The 18,762-nt window shown below is 68.4% G+C and carries 12 protein-coding genes; 4 read left to right on the top strand and 8 right to left on the bottom strand.

Translation table 11 applies throughout. The annotated features are described in order from the left end of the window. Window positions 1–22: 22 nt before the first annotated feature. Both ASC91_RS23735 and ASC91_RS23730 read right to left on the bottom strand, forming a co-directional pair. A complete protein-coding gene (locus tag ASC91_RS23735) occupies window positions 23–3,709 on the bottom strand; it encodes a M48 family metallopeptidase (protein ID WP_056203004.1) in 3,687 nt (1,228 codons plus the stop codon). Window positions 3,710–3,767: 58 nt separating this feature from the next. After that, a complete protein-coding gene (locus ASC91_RS23730) occupies window positions 3,768–5,762 on the bottom strand; it encodes an SDR family oxidoreductase (RefSeq protein ID WP_056203605.1) in 1,995 nt (664 codons plus the stop codon). A gap of 205 nt (window positions 5,763–5,967) precedes the next feature. Between ASC91_RS23730 and ASC91_RS23725 the strand changes: the two genes are divergently transcribed. After that, window positions 5,968–6,678: a phasin family protein gene (locus tag ASC91_RS23725; RefSeq protein WP_056203002.1), complete on the top strand. Its 711-nt coding sequence runs from the start codon at window positions 5,968–5,970 to the stop codon at window positions 6,676–6,678. 20 nt (window positions 6,679–6,698) lie between these two features. Further along, the gene (locus ASC91_RS23720; protein WP_056202999.1) at window positions 6,699–7,940 is read left to right on the top strand and encodes a patatin-like phospholipase family protein; all 1,242 of its coding nucleotides are present in this window, start codon (window positions 6,699–6,701) and stop codon (window positions 7,938–7,940) included. Here the strand turns inward: ASC91_RS23720 and ubiM are convergent. The 5 genes from ubiM to ASC91_RS23695 form a co-directional block, all read right to left on the bottom strand. Beyond that, complete coding sequence (ubiM, locus tag ASC91_RS23715; RefSeq protein WP_056202996.1) at window positions 7,937–9,094, bottom strand: 5-demethoxyubiquinol-8 5-hydroxylase UbiM; 1,158 nt, start codon at window positions 9,092–9,094, stop codon at window positions 7,937–7,939. The genes ASC91_RS23720 and ubiM overlap by 4 nt on opposite strands. 46 nt (window positions 9,095–9,140) lie before the next feature. Continuing rightward, window positions 9,141–10,967, bottom strand: a complete 1,827-nt coding sequence (locus ASC91_RS23710; protein WP_082532961.1) for an ABC transporter ATP-binding protein — start codon at window positions 10,965–10,967, stop codon at window positions 9,141–9,143. Then, window positions 10,915–12,651, bottom strand: coding sequence for an ABC transporter ATP-binding protein (locus tag ASC91_RS23705; RefSeq protein ID WP_235532078.1), 1,737 nt, complete (start codon window positions 12,649–12,651; stop codon window positions 10,915–10,917). The genes ASC91_RS23710 and ASC91_RS23705 overlap by 53 nt, the downstream gene beginning before the upstream one ends. Window positions 12,652–12,724: 73 nt before the next feature. Continuing rightward, the gene (locus ASC91_RS23700; RefSeq protein WP_056202991.1) at window positions 12,725–12,994 is read right to left on the bottom strand and encodes a hypothetical protein; all 270 of its coding nucleotides are present in this window, start codon (window positions 12,992–12,994) and stop codon (window positions 12,725–12,727) included. Further along, window positions 12,994–14,394: a sodium:solute symporter gene (locus tag ASC91_RS23695; protein ID WP_056202988.1), complete on the bottom strand. Its 1,401-nt coding sequence runs from the start codon at window positions 14,392–14,394 to the stop codon at window positions 12,994–12,996. Before ASC91_RS23695 ends, ASC91_RS23700 begins: the two co-directional genes overlap by 1 nt. Window positions 14,395–14,499: 105 nt before the next feature. On the opposite strand from ASC91_RS23695, the gene ASC91_RS23690 reads away from it, so the two are divergent. Then, window positions 14,500–17,529 carry an ExeM/NucH family extracellular endonuclease gene (locus ASC91_RS23690; protein ID WP_056202986.1) on the top strand — a complete coding sequence of 1,010 codons (3,030 nt, stop codon included), beginning with the start codon at window positions 14,500–14,502 and terminating at the stop codon, window positions 17,527–17,529. 20 nt (window positions 17,530–17,549) lie between these two features. Then, the gene (locus ASC91_RS30485) at window positions 17,550–18,038 is read left to right on the top strand and encodes a PEPxxWA-CTERM sorting domain-containing protein (RefSeq protein ID WP_056202983.1); all 489 of its coding nucleotides are present in this window, start codon (window positions 17,550–17,552) and stop codon (window positions 18,036–18,038) included. A 48-nt stretch (window positions 18,039–18,086) separates the two neighbouring features. On the opposite strand, the gene ruvC is transcribed toward ASC91_RS30485, so the two are convergent. Next, window positions 18,087–18,635 (bottom strand): crossover junction endodeoxyribonuclease RuvC, encoded by a 549-nt coding sequence (ruvC, locus tag ASC91_RS23680; RefSeq protein ID WP_056202980.1) that lies wholly within the window; start codon window positions 18,633–18,635, stop codon window positions 18,087–18,089. Window positions 18,636–18,762 lie beyond the last annotated feature (127 nt).

The following is an 18,762-nucleotide window of genomic DNA, read 5'->3' as shown; positions in this document are numbered from 1 at the left end:
CCGGGCTCCGGGGCATTGTGATTCAGTTGAAGTAGGGGCGCTCGTGGCTCTGGAGCAAGCGCTTGGCGGCTTCCCGCCAAGCTGGCGGCGCGCGGCCACCCAGGCGCACTGTGGCCATGCTGTAGGCCTGGCCGCGCAGCTCGGGCAACAAACCTTGCAGATGCTTTTCAGCGCTGGCCAATGCGGCAGTGCTGCCCAGCGCGTTGCGAAAGGCTTCGAGCTTGCGGATCTGGTCGGGCTCGATGCCGGCACTGGCCATGGCCGCGGCGGGCAGCGCAGGCGCGGGCCGTCCCTCGCGGTCGGCCAGGGCCAGCGCCGTCCAGTAAGTCAGCTCGTCCAGGCCGTCGTCGGGAGGCAGGGTCGCGACACGCCGGCGCAGGTCGGCCGAGGCGCCGTCGGACGCCGCAGCCAGACGCAGTAGATGCGAAGAAGGCGCGGCGTCGACGCTGGCCGCCTTGTCCGGTTCTCCGGCCGCGAGCCTGGCGAAGGCCTCGGGCTCGGAGACCAGCGCGCGTGCCCGCACCTGGTAGCCGAGTGCGCCCAGCAATCGACTCGGCGGGCCGATGCGCTCGGCCTCGACACCCAGCTCCTTTTCGCCAAGCAAGCGACGCAGCCGGTTGGCCTCGATGCTGGCAAACGGCGCCAGTGCGGGCTCCACACGCGCCAGCTCATAGTCACGCAGCGCCACGCGCCAGTTGGCATTGCCGGCTTCGGCCTTGGCCGCGCCATAGGCCAGCCAGGCGTGCTGGGGGAAGCGCGCCAGGCCTGCCAGCAGCGCGGCGTCACGCAGTGGACCTTCGGGCAAGCACCGTGCGGCCAGATAGACCGAATGGCCGTCGGCTACCGGCGCGGCCGCGCGGCCGTCGAGTTCGTCACACAAGCTCCTCTTCTCGTCGGCGGGCAAGGTGTCCATGCGTTCGCGCAGCAGCTCGATGCCTGCCGGCTCGCGTGACAGAGCCGCGGCCAGCACCTTGTCGTGGGCCGGCTGGCCGCGCAGCAGTCGCAACCAGGCGTAACGCACGGGCGAATCACGGCGGTCCCAAAGCAGATGCTGCTCGCTCAAGCGCTCGACCGCCGCTGCGTCGTCGCGCAGCAGGCTGAGCTGCATGGCCGGGGCCACATCCGCTGCGCTGTAGAGCACGTGGCGGATTTCGGTCTGCCCCTGCTTGACCGAGACGCTGTGGGGTGGGTCACCAAAGAAGACATCGGCCTGGCTGCTCGACCAGCGCGGTGCGCCAAGCACCCTGGGCGGTACTTGCCCCGCGTCGCGGCCATAGGTGTAGGTCAATTCCACCAGCGGCGCGGCGCCGGCGACGTTGTAGATCGGCTGGCCCGGGCCGTGCTCCAGGGCGACCTCGAAACGCTCGATGAGCTCGCCCTGCTCCGTCTCGGCACTGATCGGGAGATGCGCGTCCGGCGCTTGGCCGACGGTGGCCGAGCCGAAAGCCGGCAGCGTGATGGCGCTCGCACCGCCGACGCGCACGCGCACCGGGCGGTCGAAGCCGTTGAGCACCTGCACACTGATGTCGCCATAGCCACCGCCAAAGCCGAGCACGCCGACGACGATGCCGCCCGCCACGGCGATACGCGCCGCAGCCGCGCCGCGGCCTTGTGCGGCCAGGAAGCGCGCCCACGGGCTGGGGCGCAGGTCGCGCGGGCGCTCGGCGCCTTCGAGCAGGGTGGCGTAGCCGCGCGGCGTGGACGGCACCGTCGCCTCGCCGGCGGGCTCCTTGGCAGCCGTGCGGCTTTCCGCGGCCAGCAGTTCCGCCAGCGCGGCACCACGCAGCCCGTTGAGGGCGCGTTCGGCCAGGTCCATCCAGCTGTCGATGACGCCGAGCCAATCGCCCAGATGGCTGATGTCGGGCGGGCCGAGCTTCAACTCACCCAGCGCGGCGACCCAGCTGTCGACCTGCAGCCGCTTGCAGGTGACTTCATCCAGCACCACGTCAGGGGCTTCGGCATAGAACTGCTGCAGCGCGTGATGCAGCCGGCCGCCGGCATCTCGCACGCGCATGCGACCGGCATCGCTGATCCGGCCCGTGGTCTCGACGCGAACCGTGTGCGCCAGCATGCCGCGCAGGTCGCGCAGATTGGCGGCGGTGTGCTCGGCGTAGTGCAGCTGAGCGAGCAAGCCGCGCAGCCGCGCCTCGCTGCCGTCGCCCAGTGCCCGCGCCAATGCGAGATGGGTCTCGCGGGCAATCTGGTCGTGGCGGCGCAACTCGGCCAGCAGCTCGGCATGCTCGGCCGGCTCCTTGTCGGCGTCGATGCGGCGCCAGCGCCGCACGGCCTCACCCAGGCTGGCCGGATAGAGGGCGGCAAGGCGCTGGATACCCTCCGCCTCCTCGGGCAGGTCGCCAACCAACTGGCCGGGCTCGGCCGCATGGCGGGTCAGTGCGCGGCCCAGATAGGCGCCGCGGTAGCGCGGCTGCAGCAGCTCGCCGCCGAAGCGCTCATCCAGCGCTTCTTGCAGAGCCGCCTCATCCATGGCCTTGGCGGCCTCGGGCGCCTCGATCAGCCGGCGCGTGACTTGCTCGCGCAGCGTGGCGGCGTTCTCGAACAAGGTCCAGGCACTGCGCTCATCAACCTCGCTGGCCTTGTAGTTTGTCTTGGCACGCGCCTCGCGCTCATGGTTGAGCGGATGGGTGCGCCACATCTGCGGCACGGCGCTGTCGGCGGTGTCGAACAGGCGGCTGGGGCCGCCCTGTGCGACCGGCACCCGGCCATAGTCGGCGTCATCCAGCATGCGACCGGTGCGCTCGGCGATAGCTCCCTGCAGCGCGAACAGGTCGCCCACCCATTGCTCCTTGACCCGCAGCTCGCCCGCCACGCCGGCGGCACGGTCCCAGTCGATGTCGGCCGTCTGCAGCTTGTAGAGGGCGTGCACCAGCGCATCGCTGCCGGTCAGCGCGACGGCCACCGCGTCGGCGCCGTACTCCATCTCGCGGCCCAGGCTGCGCTGCAGCAGCTGCACACCGGTGAAGACGCTGTCCACCAGGCTGCGGATGGCCCAGACGATGACGCTGAGCACCCAGCCGACCCAGGCGATGCGGAAGTCGAAGCGGGACAGGGCCTGCAGGAAGTTGTCCAGCATGTCGCGCTGCGCCACCAGCCGCGCGGCGATCTGCTGGGCCACGTAGACCCAGCGGCCCACGGCCATGGCACGCTGCGCGAAGTGGCCGAATTCGTGCGCCAGCACCGCGCGCAGTTCGCTGCGGTTCAGCACATTGACCAGGCCCAGGCCGATCTCGAGGTTCTTCTTCGTCGGCCACAGCAGGTTCAGCGGCGACAGGTCGTAGAACACCGCCGCGTTGACGCGCGCCGACACCAGCACACGGTGCGGGCGCGGTGCGCCGACAGCATCGGCAATGGCGTTCAGCTCGACGAACAGCGCGGGCTGGTCGGTGCTTTGGATCTCCAGGCTATGGTCTTCAGCGCGTCGCTGGCGAAAGAACAGCGCCTTCAGCATGAAGACGGCCAGCAGCGCCGCGCACAGCGCCACCAGAAAGGCCCAGAAGCCGTCGCTGCGGCCGGCGAAGGCGCTCTGGCCCAGCCGCCACGCCGTCCAGGCGAACCAGCCGGCCAGGCCGAAATAGATGCCGAGGAAGGCGACCAGCGAGGCCACGGCGCCCCAGGCCCGCAGTTGGTAGCTGCGCGGCGTAGGCGCCGGCTTGACGGACGGCAGCGGCCCGACAGGGTGTGAGTGTTGCAAGAGATCCTCCCTTCAGACGCCTGGGCTCGATAGGCCCTTGGGCGCTTTCTTCACATCCTCAGAAGTGGATGCCTCGCATCATCTGCTGCATTGCGATGGCTTCCGGCGACAGGCCAGACTTGCCCGACTTGTCACCCTTGGCGGCGGAGCTGTCGGGGAACATGCGGAAGGTCGTGTTCATGACGATCTGCGCGATGCGCGGTGCGGCGGCATGCAGCATCTCGCCCGAGATGCCCAGGCGCGTGGCGATGCGCACCGGCTTGTTGATGCAGGCCTGCGCAATCATGTCGCCGGCCTCCTCGGGCGCCAGCGTCGGCACGTTCTTGTAGATCGCGGTCGGCGCAATCATCGGCGTGCGCACCAGCGGCATGTTGATGGTCGTGAAGGTCACGCCGGTGTCGGCGAACTCGCTGGAGGCGCAGCGCGTCCATGCGTCCAGCGCGGCCTTGCTGGCCACGTAGGCGCTGAAGCGCGGCGCATTGGTCAGCACGCCGATCGAGCTGATGTTGACGACATGGCCCTTCTTCTTGGCCACCATGCCGGGCAGCAGGCCCATGGTCACGCGCAGGCAGCCGAAGTAGTTCAGGTCCATCGTGCGCTGGAAGTCGTGGAAGCGGTCGTAGCTGCTCTCGATGGCGCGGCGGATGGAGCGGCCGGCGTTGTTGATGAGGAAGTCGACTCCGCCGAACTCTTCGGTGCACCACTGGATCAGCCCGGCGCAGCCGGCCTCGTCGGCGATGTCGCAGGCATAGCTGTGGATCTGCGCGTCCTTGCCCGCCGCAGCCTTGATCTCCTTGACCGCTTCGGCCAGCTTGACCTCGTCACGCGCGCAGATCAGCGTGATGGCGCCGGCCTCGGCGAACTTGATGGCGGCGGCCAGGCCGATGCCCGAGGAACCGCCGGTCACCAGCACCACCTTGCCGCCGGTCGCGCCGCGCAGCGAACGGTCGATGAACAGCGCCGGGTCGAGATGACGCTCCCAGTAGTCCCACAGCCGCCAGGCGTAGTCGTTCAGGTCGGGGCAGGCGATGCCCGAGCCCTTGAGCGCGGCCTCGGTGTCGCGGCAGTCGAAGCGGGTCGGATAGTTGACGAAGGTCAGCATGTCCTCGGGGATGCCGAGATCCTTCATGACCGCGTTCTTGATGCGGCGCACCGGCGCCAGCGCCATCAGGCCCTTCTTGACGCTCTTGGGAATGAAGCCCATCAACGCGGCGTTGATGAACAGGTTCATCTTGGGCGCGTGCGCGGCCTTGCTGAAGATGTCCAGCACGTCGCCGACGCGGTAGCCCTTGGGGTCGACGAGGTGGTAGCAGCCGTGGGCCTTGGTGACCTTGTGCGAGATGTGGTCGAGCGCGTCGACGACGAAGTCCACCGGCACGATGTTGATGCGTCCCCCCTCCAGGCCGACGCTGGGCAGCCACGGCGGCAGGATCTGGCGCATGCGCTGGATCAGCTTGAAGAAGTAGTAAGGGCCGTCGATCTTGTCCATCTCGCCGGTCGTCGAATCGCCGACGACGAGGGCCGGGCGGTAGACCGTCCAGGGGCGCTTGCACTCCTTGCGCACGATCTTCTCGCTCTCGTGCTTGGTCATGAAGTAGGGGTGATCGAGGTTCTCGGCCTCCTCGAACATGTCCTCACGGAACACGCCTTCGTACAGGCCTGCCGCCGCAATCGAGCTGACGTGATGCACATGGCCGGCGTCGATGGCCTGCGCGAACTCGACCATGCTGCGGGTGCCCTCGATGTTCACCGCGACCTGCGACTCCTCGTCGGCGCCGAGGTCGTAGACCGCGGCCAGGTGGTAAAGGTGATCGATCTTGCCCTTCAGGCTCTTGACGGCGTCGCTGGCCACGCCGAGCTTCTTGCTCGTCAGGTCGCCGTAGACGGGGATCGCGCGGGTCTTGCTGACGCCCCAGTAGGCGAGCAGGTCGGGCAGCTTGGCCGCACTCTCCTCGCGCATCAGGAAATGGACCGTGCTGCCGCGGCGAGCCAGCAGCTTCTTGACGAGCCGCTTGCCGATGAAGCCTGTGGCGCCGGTGACGAAATACTGCATGCGGGTCTCCTGCTTGTGGATTTGGACGTTGTCGCGCTGATTCTTGACCAGGGTTTGCGGCCGCCCGCTGGGCACTTTCCCCAGGAAACGGCCTTCGCCATCGTAGAGCGCACTCACTAGGAATGGCCGTGCTGAAGGGGGATCGCGCCGCTACAGTCCCGGCGGCTGATCCCAACAAACCGCGCTAACTCGCAAGGACACCCAAATGGTCAAGAAGCTTCAAAAGATGGCAGACAAGAAGAAGGCCTCGGCCGCCACCGGCTTCCCGGCTGGCCTGCTCGATGGCGACATGGCCAAGAATGTCAAGGACAGCGCCCAGCAGATCTGGGCCGCCGGTCTGGCCTCTTTCGCCAAGGCCCAGGGCGAAGGCGGCAAGGTTTTCGAGGCCCTCGTTTCGGAAGGACTCAAATTGCAAAAGAAGACCCAATCCGCCGCTGAGGAAAAGCTCAGCGCCGTGGCCACCAAAGTCAGCGGCATGGCTGGTGATGTCGGCGCCAAGGCCGGTCAGCACTGGGACAAGCTGGAAAGCATCTTCGAGCAACGCGTCGCCAAGGCGCTGAAGACCCTGAACGTGCCGTCCGCCAGCGACGTGCAGAGCCTGATCAAGCGCATCGACGACCTGGCCGTGTCGGCCGGCCTGAAGAAGGCTTCGCCCGCTGCCAAGGCCAAGAAGGCCGTCGTCAAGAAGGCTGCTGCCGTGAAGAAGGCCGTCGTGGCCAAGGCTGCGCCCGCCAAGAAGGCTGTTGCCAAGAAGGCCGCTCCGGTGAAGGCCGCCGTCAAGGCTGTGGCCAAGAAGGTTGCCGCTCCCGCCAAGAAGGCTGCCGCCCCGGCGAAGAAGGCTGCTCCGGCCAAGCGCGCCCCGGCTGCCAAGAAGGCTGCCGCCGCTCCGGCCGCCGAGCAAGCCGCTCAAGCCTGAGCAAGTAACTCTCTCTGACCATGAGCCAACCGAAGATCGGTTTGGCCCTGGCAGGCGGAGGCCCACTGGGCGCCATCTATGAAGTTGGCGCCCTTTGTGCTTTGGAGGAGGCTGTTCAAGGCCTCGACTTCACCGCTTGCGACGGCTACATCGGCGTCAGTGCGGGCGGCTTCATCGCCGCCGGCCTGGCCAACGGCATGACGCCGCGCCAGCTCTGCGCCGCCTTCATCGAGAACACCGCCGAGGCCCCCGACCGCTTCGACCCCGCCGAGCTGCTGCAGCCCGCCTGGACCGAGTTCGGCGAACGCCTGCGCCTGCTGCCCGGCCTGCTGGCCGACGCCGCCCGCGAGGTGCTGCTGGAAGGCCGCTCCCTGCTCGGCGCCATCGAGCGCCTGGGCCGCGTGCTGCCCACCGGCCTGCTGTCCAGCGAACGGTTCGGCGAGGCGCTGACCCAGGTTTTTGCCGAGCCCGGCCGCAGCAACGACTTCCGCGACCTGCGCCATCGCCTCGTGCTGGTGGCCACCGACCTGGACACCGGCGAAGCCATCCCCTTCGGCGCCGAGGGCTGGGACCATGTGCCCATCTCGCAGGCCGTGCAGGCCAGCGCGGCGCTGCCGGGGCTGTTCCCGCCGGTCGAGATCGACGGCCGGCATTACGTGGACGGCGCGTTGAAGAAGACGCTGCACGCTTCCGTGCTGCTGGACCGCGGCCTGGACCTGCTGATCTGCCTGAACCCGCTCGTGCCCTACGAGAGCAACCGCCTGTCGCCACGCGATGCGCGCTCGCGCCGTGCAAAGAAGCTCGCCAGCAAGCTCGGCCGCCCGGCCCTGCGCGCGCTGCAGCCGCGCATCCACCGCCTGGTGGACGGCGGCCTGCCGCTGGTGCTGTCGCAGACCTTCCGCTCGCTGATCCATTCGCGCCTGGCGCTGGGCCTCAAGGGCTATGAGCTGACGCACCCGCAGACCGACATCCTGCTGTTCGAGCCCGACCCGCGCGATGCCGAGCTCTTCATGGCCAACACCTTCAGCTACAGCCAACGCCGCCACCTCGCCGAGCATGCCTACCAAGCCACGCGCGAACTGCTGCGTGAGCGCGCGGCGCTGCTGAAGCCGCAGTTCGCGCGCGCCGGCCTGACGCTGCGCGAGGATGTGCTGGCCAGCCGCGAGGCCCGCCTGCTGCCTGCGCCGGGCGAAACGCCGATGGAACAGGCGCTGCGCTCGCTGCGCGGATCCCTGAGCGTGCTGGAAGCGCAGGGCCGCTAGGCGTCCACCAGCCGGCGCGTGATTGCCGCGCGCAGCGGCGGCAGATGGCGGGCGATGTCGATGACGGCGCGGCGCAGCGCCAACACCGGCGCGCGGTCGTCCGTGAAGAAGCGCACCAGCGCATTCGTGCCGGCATACAGCGGCCCCGCCGCACGGCGGTGCTCCGCCTCATAGGCCAGCAGCGCGCTCATCTCGCCCGGATCGCGGGCCGCATCCAGCCGCTGCGCCAACGCTTCGATGCCGTAGAGCCCCAGGTTGTAGCCATGCGCGGTGACCGGGTGCATGCCCACCGCCGCGTCGCCGATGAGCGCCAGGCGCGGCGCGACGAAACGCTCGGCCCACACAGCCACCAACGGATAGACATGGCGGGCACCGTCGACGCGCATCGGCCCCAGCCGGCCCTCGGCGGCGGCTTCAATGGCGGCGGCCAGCTCCGTCTCGTCCATCGCCGCCAGGCGCGGCAGCTCGGTATTCGCCACCGTCCACACCGCCGAGCATCGCCGCCCCGTCTTGGGCAGCAGCGCCAGCGTGTGGCCTCGCAGAAAACATTCCTGAGCCACGCCTTCATGGTCGCGCTCGTGCGCGAGCGGTACGAGCAGCGCGCTGCGGCCGAAATCGTGATGGCGAGCGCCGATGCCGGCCAGGCGGCGCAGCGGCGAAAAGCGGCTGTCGGCCGCGACGACCAGCGGTGCCAGGTGGCGCTCACCGCAGCGCGTGTCCACGGTGGCCATTTCGCCGTCCCGGCAAAAGCCGACGACCGTGCGGCCGCAGAGCACCTCGATGCCGCGCTGCTGTGCGCCGGCCCAGGCCGCGGCGCGGATGCGGTGGTTGGCCACCAGCCAGCCGAGATCCTGCCCACTTGACTCGAAAGGCAGCGCCGTGCGTGAGCCGCTGGAGCGCACACTGGCGCGGCGCAGCGGCGCGATGTCGCTCAGGTGCGCCCACAAACCCAGGTTTTCCAGCGCGCGGCGCGAGCGGTGGGTGAGTGCGATCTCGCGGCCATCGTCACAGGGACTCGCCAGCACGGCCGCATCGGCCTGCTCCAGCACGCGCACGGCCAGGCCGCGGTCGTGCAGCGCGCAGGCCAGCGCCAGGCCGGCCGGGCCGGCGCCGCAGATCAGGACTTGCGGCGAAGTGCGGACGAGTTCATTCATGGTCGCGCAGCCTAGGCCGCGGAGCGCAACGGCGCCTTGACGCAGGTCAGACAGGCTCGGCTTCGGCGTCGGGCTCTTCCAGCGTCTGCAGTTCGACCAGGCGGCGGTACAAGCCGCCTTCGATCGCCATCAGCGCCTCGTGCGAACCACGCTCCTGCAGGTGTCCGTGGTTGAGCACGAGGATCTGGTCGGCGGCGCGGATGGTCGACAGCCGGTGCGCGATGGCCACCACCGTCACGCGCCCGCGCAGCGCCGTCAGCGCCTCACCCACGCGCTGCTCGGTGGCGCTGTCGATATTGCTGGTCGCCTCATCCAGGAACAGGATGCGCGGTGAGCCTGCCAATGCCCGCGCCATCGCCAGCAACTGCTTCTGCCCGGTCGATACGCGCGCCCCGCCCTCGCCCAGCCGGGTGTCATAGCCCTGCGGCAGCGCCGTGATGAAGTCGTGCGCGCGGGCCGCCGTGGCCGCGTCCTGGATGTCGTCCTCGCTGATGCCCGGCCGGCCCATCGCAATGTTGTCGCGCACGCTGGCCGACATCAGATAGGGCTCCTGCGGCACCAGGCCCACGGCGTCGCGAAAGGCAGCGTCCGGCACGCTGGCCAGCGACTGGCCGTCCACCGTGATGCGGCCGGCCTGCGCCGTGTAGAAGCGCAGCAGCAGCGACAGCAGCGTGCTCTTGCCGCTGCCGGTGTGGCCGACGATACCGACGAAGCTGCCGGCCGGGATGTCCACATCGATACCATGCAGCACCGGCCGCGCCGGGTCGTAGCCAAACGTCAGCCCCTCGATGCGGATGCTGCCCTGGGCAATCCCGCGGCCGTCCTGGGCTGGGCCGCGGTGCTCATCCTCCTCCAGCAGCGTGCGCACGCGCGACGCCGCCACCATGGCCTGCTGCAGCTGGCCGAACTGCATGGTGATCTGGATCAGCGGCTCCACCACCCGGGCGATGTAGCTCAGGAAGGCGTAAAGCAGCCCGACCTCCAGCCCCGACATCTCTCGCCGCCCGAAGCTGTAGATGACGGTGACGAGCAGCAGCACGTTCATCAGGTCCAGCGCCGGGCGCAGCAGCCAGGCGTTGGCGCGCAGCTCGGCGATGCGCGACAGGCGGTGCTCGGCATTCGTCGTCTCGAAGCGCGCGCCAAAGCGCCCGGCCGCACCGCTGGCCTGCAGCACCGCCATGCCGGCCATGCTCTCGGCCATCTGCGCGTTGATGTCGCTGCGCAGCTGGCGCGTGCGCGCCACCGCCGGCGCCGACAGCTTCTGGTAGCCCAGGATGATGACCACCATGGCCGGCACCAGGGTCGCGACGATGAGCATCAACCGCCAGTCGAGAAAGGCCATCGCCACCAGCGAGCCGAAGACGACGATGGTCGAGTCCAGCATCACGTACAGCACCTGGCGGTAGAGCTGGTTCACCGCCTCGGTGTCGTTGGTGACGCGGCTGACGAGCTGGCCGGTGATGGCCTTGTCGAAGAAGGCCATGGGTAGCGCCAGCACATGCGCGTAGACCCGCTCTCGCAGCCGCAGCACCGAGCGGCGCGCGACACCGGCCATGCGCGACAGCTGGGCGTAGCGGATCCAGCTCGCGGCCCAGCCGGTCAGCAGCATCAGCGCCAGCAGCGTGGCCATCTCGGTGATGTCGAACTGGCGCGGCAGCAGGTGGTGGTCGATGTAGCGCTTGCCGAGGATGGGGCCGAGCACCTCCAGGCCGGCGGCAAGGACGAGCCAGATGCCGCCCTGGATCAGGTGCGGCTTTTCAGGCTTGGCGGCGTCAAGCAGCAGGCCGACGCTCTTCCACGGTTTTTCCGTCGGCTTGGTTTCAGGCGGCTTCAAGGCTGGCCTCGATTTGTTGATAGCGCCACTGGGCGGCATACCAGCCGCCCAACTCCAGCAGTTGTTGATGCGTGCCGCGCTCGATGACGTGGCCCTGCTTGAGGACGATGACTTCGTCGGCGTCCATCACCGCGGAAAGCCGGTGCGCGATGACGATGACGCTGCGGTCCGACCGTGTGCTTCGGAGTTCGCGCAGGTGGTCGAGGATGTCGGTCTCGGTGCCGGTGTCGACTGCGGACAGCGCGTCGTCCAGCACCAGCAGCGGCGCGTCACTCAACAGAGCCCGTGCGATGGCAACGCGCTGGCGCTGGCCACCCGACAGCGTCACGCCGCGCTCACCGACCTCGGTCGCATAGCCTTCGGGGAGCCGCGCGACGTCGTCGTGCACCGAAGCCAGGCGTGCTGCAGCCTCGATCTCTTCGCGCGTTGCGCCGGGCTTGGCCAGCGCGATGTTGTCAGCCACCGAGGCCGAGAACAAAAACGGCTCCTGCGGCACCCAGGCGATGTGGGCGCGCAGCGTAGCGAGCGGCAGTTCTGGCAATGCGACACCACCCAGCGTCAGCCGGCCCGCGTCCGGCTCGGACTGGCGCAGCAGCAAGCGCACGAAAGTGGATTTGCCCGCACCGGTCGCGCCGACGACGCCCAGCGTCTTGCCCGGTGCGAGTGCCAGGTCCACGCCTTCCAACGCCGGCCGTTTGGCGCCGGGGAAGCTGAAGGTCAGCCCGTCGGCGCGCAGTTCGGCGTGGGCCGGCAGCGCCGCCCTGCCCTCATCGGTCAGTGTCAGCGGCGCGTCCAGCACCGGCGCCAGCCGCGTCCAGGCCGCGCGGCCGCGCTCCAGCAATGCCAGTACCCAACCCGCCGCGAACATTGGCCAGATCAACTGGCCGAGGTACATCGTGAAGGCCGTCAGCTGACCGATGCTGATCTCGCCGCGCGCCACCAGCCAGCCGCCCACGGCCAGCGCGATGGCGAACGCGGCGGACAGCGTCATGCCGACGGCGGGCTCGTAGGCAGCCTCCCAGCGCTGCGAGCGAAAGCTCGCCTCGGCCGCCTTCTCGGCCAGCTCGGTGAACTGCGCCTCACTGCGCGCGACGAGGCCCAGGGCGCGCACTGTGCGCACGCCGGACAGGCTTTCCTGCACCTGGTGGTTCAGGCCACTGAAGGCGCCCAGTGAGTCCTGCGCGGCCTGGTGCAGATGGTTGGAGATCCACCAGAAAGCCAGCGCCATCAACGGAAAGGGCACGAGGGCCGCGAGGCCCAGGCGCCAGTCGATGCCGATCGTCATCATCGCGAGCACCAGCACCAGCGTCTGCGTGCCATCAAAGCCCGCCAGCATCGCCTCGCCGGCGGCCTGCTCGACGGTGTCGATGTCATTGGTCGCCAGCGCCATCAGGTCGCCGGTGCGTTGAGACTGGAAGTAGGCGGGGCCTTGCAGCGCAAGGCGCGCGTAGAGCCGCGTGCGCAGTCGTGCACCAAGCTGGAAGGACGCTTTGAAGAGGGTCAGCCGCCAGCCGGCGCGCAGCAGGTAGATGACGAGCCCGGCCAGCACGAGCAGGCCGAGTTGTTTCAGCAGCGAATCACCCTTCAGGCCGCCGGCGACGAGGTCGTCGACGACATGGCCGACCTGGCGGGGGATCCAGACGGTCAATGCGGCGATGCAGGTGAGCATGGCACCCGCGGCGGCGTAGGCGCGCCAGTGCTCGCGCACAAAGGCGGCAAGCATGCGGGAGAGGCTGGCGAAAACAGGGACTGTCGACAACATGCAAGGGGCGAGTGTCGCCCGGTGATGAGAAAAATCAGGCGCGGAGCCGACGAACCAGCGCCATGACCGCAGTGGCCGACAGCGCAAATGCAATGCTCGGATCGAGCAAAAGCGGAAGCCACCAAAAAGCGCGAACCTCGACGTCGGGATGCATCGCGATCAGCAGCGTAGCCAGCAAGCCGGAAAGAAAGGGCGGCGCAAACGAAAGACTGCGTTTCCTGAACGCGGCATAGATCAGGGAGCCCCAGTTCGCAACGATGAGCAACGCACAGACACCCAGTCCGAAGTTGAACACCCAGATCATTATTGGCGCCCGCGCCCGGCGACCCACAACCCGACCCACGTCAGCACCCCATTGAGCAGCAGCAACTCCAACCCGATCTGATACCCGCCCCACGGCTGCCCGAAGTCCAGCACCGCGCACAGTAGCGGTGCCGCCACGCAAACGCCGACCAGCGCCCGCCCCGACACCGCCCTCGGCGTGAACATCGCAAACGCGAACAGTCCCAGCAGCGGCCCATACGTGTAGCCCGCGAGCTTCAGGATCAGAAAGATCATGCTGGTGCTGTCCAGGGCCTTGAAGCCGAGCACGAGTGCCAGGAACAGCACCGCAAAGCCGAGGTGCACGCGCCGCCGCGTGCGCACGTCCTCGCGTGGCAAGCGCAGCAGGTCCAGGCAGGTGCTGGCCGTCAGCGCCGTCAGCGCGCCGTCGGCGCTGGGCAATAGCGCCGACACCAGAGCCAGCACGAAGACGACCTGCACCCAGGCCGGCAGGTATTGCATGACGACAGTGGGGAACAGTGCGTCGCCCTTGACCCCGATGCCGTGCGCTTGAGCGAACAGCGTCAGCAGCCCGCCCAGCAGCAGGAAGGCCGCAACAACGACGAGCATCAGCACGGCCAGCACGAGCACGTTCTTCTGCGCGTCGCGCAGCTTTGCGACCGACAGGCTCTTCTGCATCATTTCCTGGTCCAGCCCCGTCATCGCGATGGCAATGAACATGCCGGCCAGCAGCGCCTTGGCGGAGAAATCGCGGGAGAGCGGATCGCCGACCCAGACGCGGCTCAGGCCAGCGGCATCGATCTGCGCCAACGCACCGGTCTGCCACAGCAGCGCCAAGCAGACGACCAAGCCGGTCAGCATGCCCGCGGTCTGCAGCGTGTCCGTCCACACCAGCGCCTTCACGCCGCCCTCCACGGTGTAGAGCAGGATCATCACCAGCACGACCGCCGCGCCCACCCCAAACGGCACGCCCAGCGGCTGCAGGATCAGCGTGTGCAATACCGCCACGACGAGGTAGAGCCGTGCCGTCGCACCCAGCGTGCGGCTCAGCACGAAGAAGGCCGAACCCAGGCGCTGCGCTGCGGGGCCGAGCCGGTCACCGAGCAGGCCGTAGATGGAGGCGAGCTTGAGGCGGTGATAGGCCGGCAGCAGCACCAGGGCGATGACCGCATAGCCGACCACTTGGCCGAGCGCGATCTGCAGATAGGTGAAGCCGCTGATCGCGACCGAGCCCGGCACGCTGATGAAAGTGACGCCGGACAGCGACGTCCCGATCATTCCGAAGGCAACGACCGGCCAGGGACTTTCCCTGCCCCCCACATAGAAACCCTCAGCTCCGGAACCGTGCGAGACGCACCGCGCCAGTACCAATAGCAGCGCGAAATAGGTGAGAACCCCGAGCAAAAGCAGTGCTGGCGACATGGGCCGGGATCATGCCCGATGGCACCCCCCTGAATGCGGCGGGTCAAACCGTCACAGGTGGTCGTTAGCATCCGCGCCCATTGCGGCAATTTTTACTAAATAGTCATGCGAATCAAACCACTGGTCTCCCTCCTCGCCGCGGCCTTCGCCGCGCCCGCCGTGCTGGCCTCGGCCAGCGGGGTTGTGATCAGCCAGGTTTATGGCGGGGGCGGCAACGCCAACGCCACCTACAGCCGCGACTTCATTGAGCTCTTCAACGCCGGCACGACGCCGGTGACGATTGGCGGCTGGTCGGTGCAGTACGCCTCGGCCGCCGGCACCAGTTGGACCAACAAGACCGTCATCCCGGCCGGCGTCGTGCTGCAGCCGGGCCGCTACTACCTGATCGCCGAAGCTTCCGGCGGCGCCGCGGGCGTGGCACTCCCCACACCCGACATCGACGTCACGTCGGGCGCAATCAACATGAGTGGCGCCTCGGGCAAGGTCGCCCTCGTCACCAATGGCACGACGCTGCCTGCCGTGGCTGCGCCGACCGGCGTGGAAGACATCCTGTCCTACGGCAGCTCGACGCCCGTTGAAGGCAGCCCCACGCCCGCGCTGGCCGCCACCACGGCTGCGCTGCGCAACGCTGCCGGCTGCACCGACACCAACGCCAACAGCGCCGATTTCACGGTTGGGCCCGTCAGCCCGCGCAATGGCGCCACGCCCGCCAACCTCTGCGGCGGCGGCAACGTCAACCAGCCCATCATCCCGAGCTGCCCCGACCAGGCCGCCGTGTCCGGCGCAGCCTCCAGCTTCGTCGTCAGCGCCACCGACAGCGACAGCCGCGTCAATGCGGCCAGCGTGGTCGGCGCCCTGCCCGCCGGTGTGACTCTGGGCAGCTTCGTCGGCGCAAGCGCCGACGGCGTGGCCGCGACCCAGCAGATCAACGTCGACAACACACTCGCGGCCGGCAACTACAACCTCGGCCTGAAGTGGGACAACGACGAAGCCCAGACGGCGAGCTGCACATTCAAGCTGTCGGTCAGCGGCGTCGTCAAGATCCCCGCCATCCAGGGTTCGGGTGCCAAGAGCGGCATGGACGGCACGACCGTCACGACCGGTGGCGTCGTCACCAAGCTGATCAACAACGGCTTCTACCTGCAGGACCCGGACGGCGACGGTGACCCGGCGACCTCCGACGGCATCTTCGTCTTCACGAGCACGGCGCCCACCGTGGCCGTCGGCGACAAGGTCAACGTGTCGGCCAAGGTGCAGGAATATTCGGTCTCGAGCAGCGCCGCCAGCCAGGCCAACCCGCTGACCGAACTGAGCAGCGTCACCAACGTCACCGTCGTCAGCACCGGCAACCCGCTGCCCCTGCCGGTCGAGGTCAGCCTGGCATCCCTGGCCAGCCAGTCGGACATGGAGCGCTATGAGGGCATGCTGGTCCACATCACCGACCCGCTGACCGTCAACCAGACCAACTTCGTCGGCAGCTGGGGCCAGCTGACCGTGTCGGCCGGCGGCCGCACGCTCAACCCCACCAACGTACTGCGCCCCGGCCCGGCGGCACTGGCGATGCAGGCCGCCAACCTGGCCCGCAGCGTCGTGCTGGATGACAGCAGCGCCACCAAGTTCCCCAACCCCACGCCCTACCTGTGGCAGGACGGCACGGTGCGCGCTGGTGACACGGTCGATGGCGTGACCGGTGTCGTCGACTTCGGCCCCTCGACCGACTCGGCCACCGGCCCGCTGGCCTACAAGATCCACCCGACCGCCGCGCCGGTGTTCGCCCGCCCGATCGCGCGCCCGCTGGCGCCGCCGGCCGTGGGCGGCAATGTCCGCGTGGCCAGCTCCAATGTGCTGAACTTCTTCACGACCTTCACCAACGGCAGCGCCGTGCCGGGCGGCGGCGCCTGCCCGAGCGCCGGCTGCCGCGGTGCGGACAACCAGGCGGAATTCGATCGCCAGCGCACCAAGATCCTGGCCGCCCTGTCGGGCCTGAACGCCGACGTCGTCGGCCTGATGGAGATCCAGAACAGCGGCAACTTCGCCGTGCAGAACCTCGTCGACGGCCTCAACGCCATGATGGGCGTCAACACCTATGCCGCCGTGCCGCTGCCGCCGTCCACGGGCACCGACGCCATCCGCGTGGCCATGATCTACAAGCCGGCCAAGCTCGGCCTGATGGGTGCGTCGATGTCCGACGACAACGCCATCAACAACCGGCCGACCTACGCGCAGGGCTTCGTGGCCCCCAACGGCGAGAAGTTCGCCGTCGTCGTCAACCACCTGAAGTCCAAGGGCAGCTGCGGCACCGGCGCCAACGGCGACACCGGCGACCTGCAGGGCTGCTGGAACCTGCAGCGCAAGCAGCAGGCCCAGCGCCTGCTGGACTGGCTGCCCACCGTCACGGCCACGGCCGGCACCGACCGCGTCATCATGCTCGGCGACTTCAATTCCTACGCCAAGGAAGACCCGATCGACCTGCTGACCAGCGCCGGCATCGTCGACCTCGTCAGCATGTTCGACCCGGCCGACTACAGCTATGTCTTCGACGCCAGCGCCGGCCGCCTCGACCACGGCCTGGGCACCGCCGCCATCGCCGCCAAGGTGACGGGCGCGACCAGCTGGCACATCAACGCCGACGAGCCGGAATGGATCGACTACAACACCGAGGACAAGGCCGCCGGCAATGACTGGTACCAGCCCAACCAGTTCCGCGCCTCCGACCATGACCCGATGTTGATTGGGCTGAACCTGGTCAAGACCGTCTACGGCACGAATGGCAACGACACCCTCGTGGGTACCGACGGTGACGACGTCTTCGAAGGCGGCCTGGGCCGTGACACGATGACCGGCAAGGGCGGCAAGAACCAGTTCGTGTACCGCACTGGCAGTGACGGCCTGGACACCGTCACCGATTTCAAGCCCGGCCAGGACACCCTCGTGTTCACCGAACTCTTGAAGAGCGTGCACATCACCAGCGCCGATCCACTGGCCACCGGCCATGTCACCTGCACCAACCAGGCTGACGGCGCCTTGATCGGCTACGACCCTGATGGCTCGGCCGGCGCCGCCACGTCGCGCCCGATGGTCAAGCTCAAGGCCGTGCTCTGCAGCGCAGTCAACGCCGCTTCGTTCAAATTCTGATTCCCGCAAGGACAACCATCATGCAATTCCGCCCCCTGCTCATCGCTGCCGCCGCGCTGCTCGCCACGTCGGCACAAGCCGTCAGCTACAACTTCAACGGCGCCATCGATGCCGGCTCGCCCTCGGTGCTCGGCCTGACCTTCTCCGGCAGCTATACGGTCGACACCACCGCACTGACCGGGAGTGGCTTCGAGGCCGTTCCGCTGTCGGCTTTCTCGATGACCTTCATGTCTGTGAACTACACGCTGGAGACCGGCTCCAGCGCTGACTACCAGGACGGCGTGTTCCTCGGCCTGTCTTACGCCTCTGGCGGTCCTGGCTGGCTCATCACCTTGAACTCGGGCAGCGTGGATGCAAGCGATGCATTTCTGCACTACACCCATGCCATTGGCGCCGAGGGCAGTGGCGGCTACAGCATCTCCGCCGTCGTGCCAGAACCGGAGAGCTATGCGCTGATGCTGGGCGGCCTGGGCCTCGTTGGCTTCATGGCTCGGCGCCGCAAGTCCTGAACGATCGCGCTCAGCACGAACGGCTCGCCTCGGCGGGCCGTTTTGCCTTCAGTACGTCCGCCCGCCCTTGAACTGCGCGTGCTGGCGCCGCTCCAGCGTCGTGCTGCGGCTCATCGCTTCGAAACTGACGCGCGCATGCGCATGCATGATGGCAATGCCCAGCGCATCGGCGGCGTCCTTGCCCGGCAGGCCCGGCAGGCTGAGCAGGCGCTGCACCATGGCCTGGATCTGCTCCTTCTTCGCATGCCCGTGGCCGACGATGGCCTTTTTCATCTGCAGGGCCGTGTATTCGCTGACGAGCAGGTCGGCCGACACCAGCGCGGTGATGGCAGCGCCCCGCGCCTGGCCGAGCAGCAGCGTGGACTGCGGGTTCACGTTGACGAAGACGATCTCCACCGCCGCGCACTGCGGCTGGTAGCGCGCCGTGACCTCGCGGATGCCGTCGAACAGGATCTTCAACCGCGCCGGCAGGTCGCCGGTGGCGACGGCGTTGGTCTTGATGGTGCCACTGGCCACATAGGCGAGCCGGGGGCCATCAGCCTCAATCACGCCAAAACCGGTCGTCTGCAAGCCAGGGTCGATGCCGAGAATTCTCATGACGGCACAACACCCGTGGTGGCGACGGTAGCGAGGTTTCTGTGCAGGCTCATGAGCGCGCAGCGGTCGTGAAGTCGCGCCAGCGACGGGCCGGAACTAAAACCGGTGGTCTGCAAGCCGGGGTCGA

The organism is Pelomonas sp. Root1237 (genome assembly GCF_001425055.1).
In the GTDB taxonomy this organism is placed as follows: domain Bacteria; phylum Pseudomonadota; class Gammaproteobacteria; order Burkholderiales; family Burkholderiaceae_C; genus Pelomonas.
Note: the sequence above shows the minus strand (reverse complement) of the source record. Positions and strands in the feature narration are given on the sequence as shown.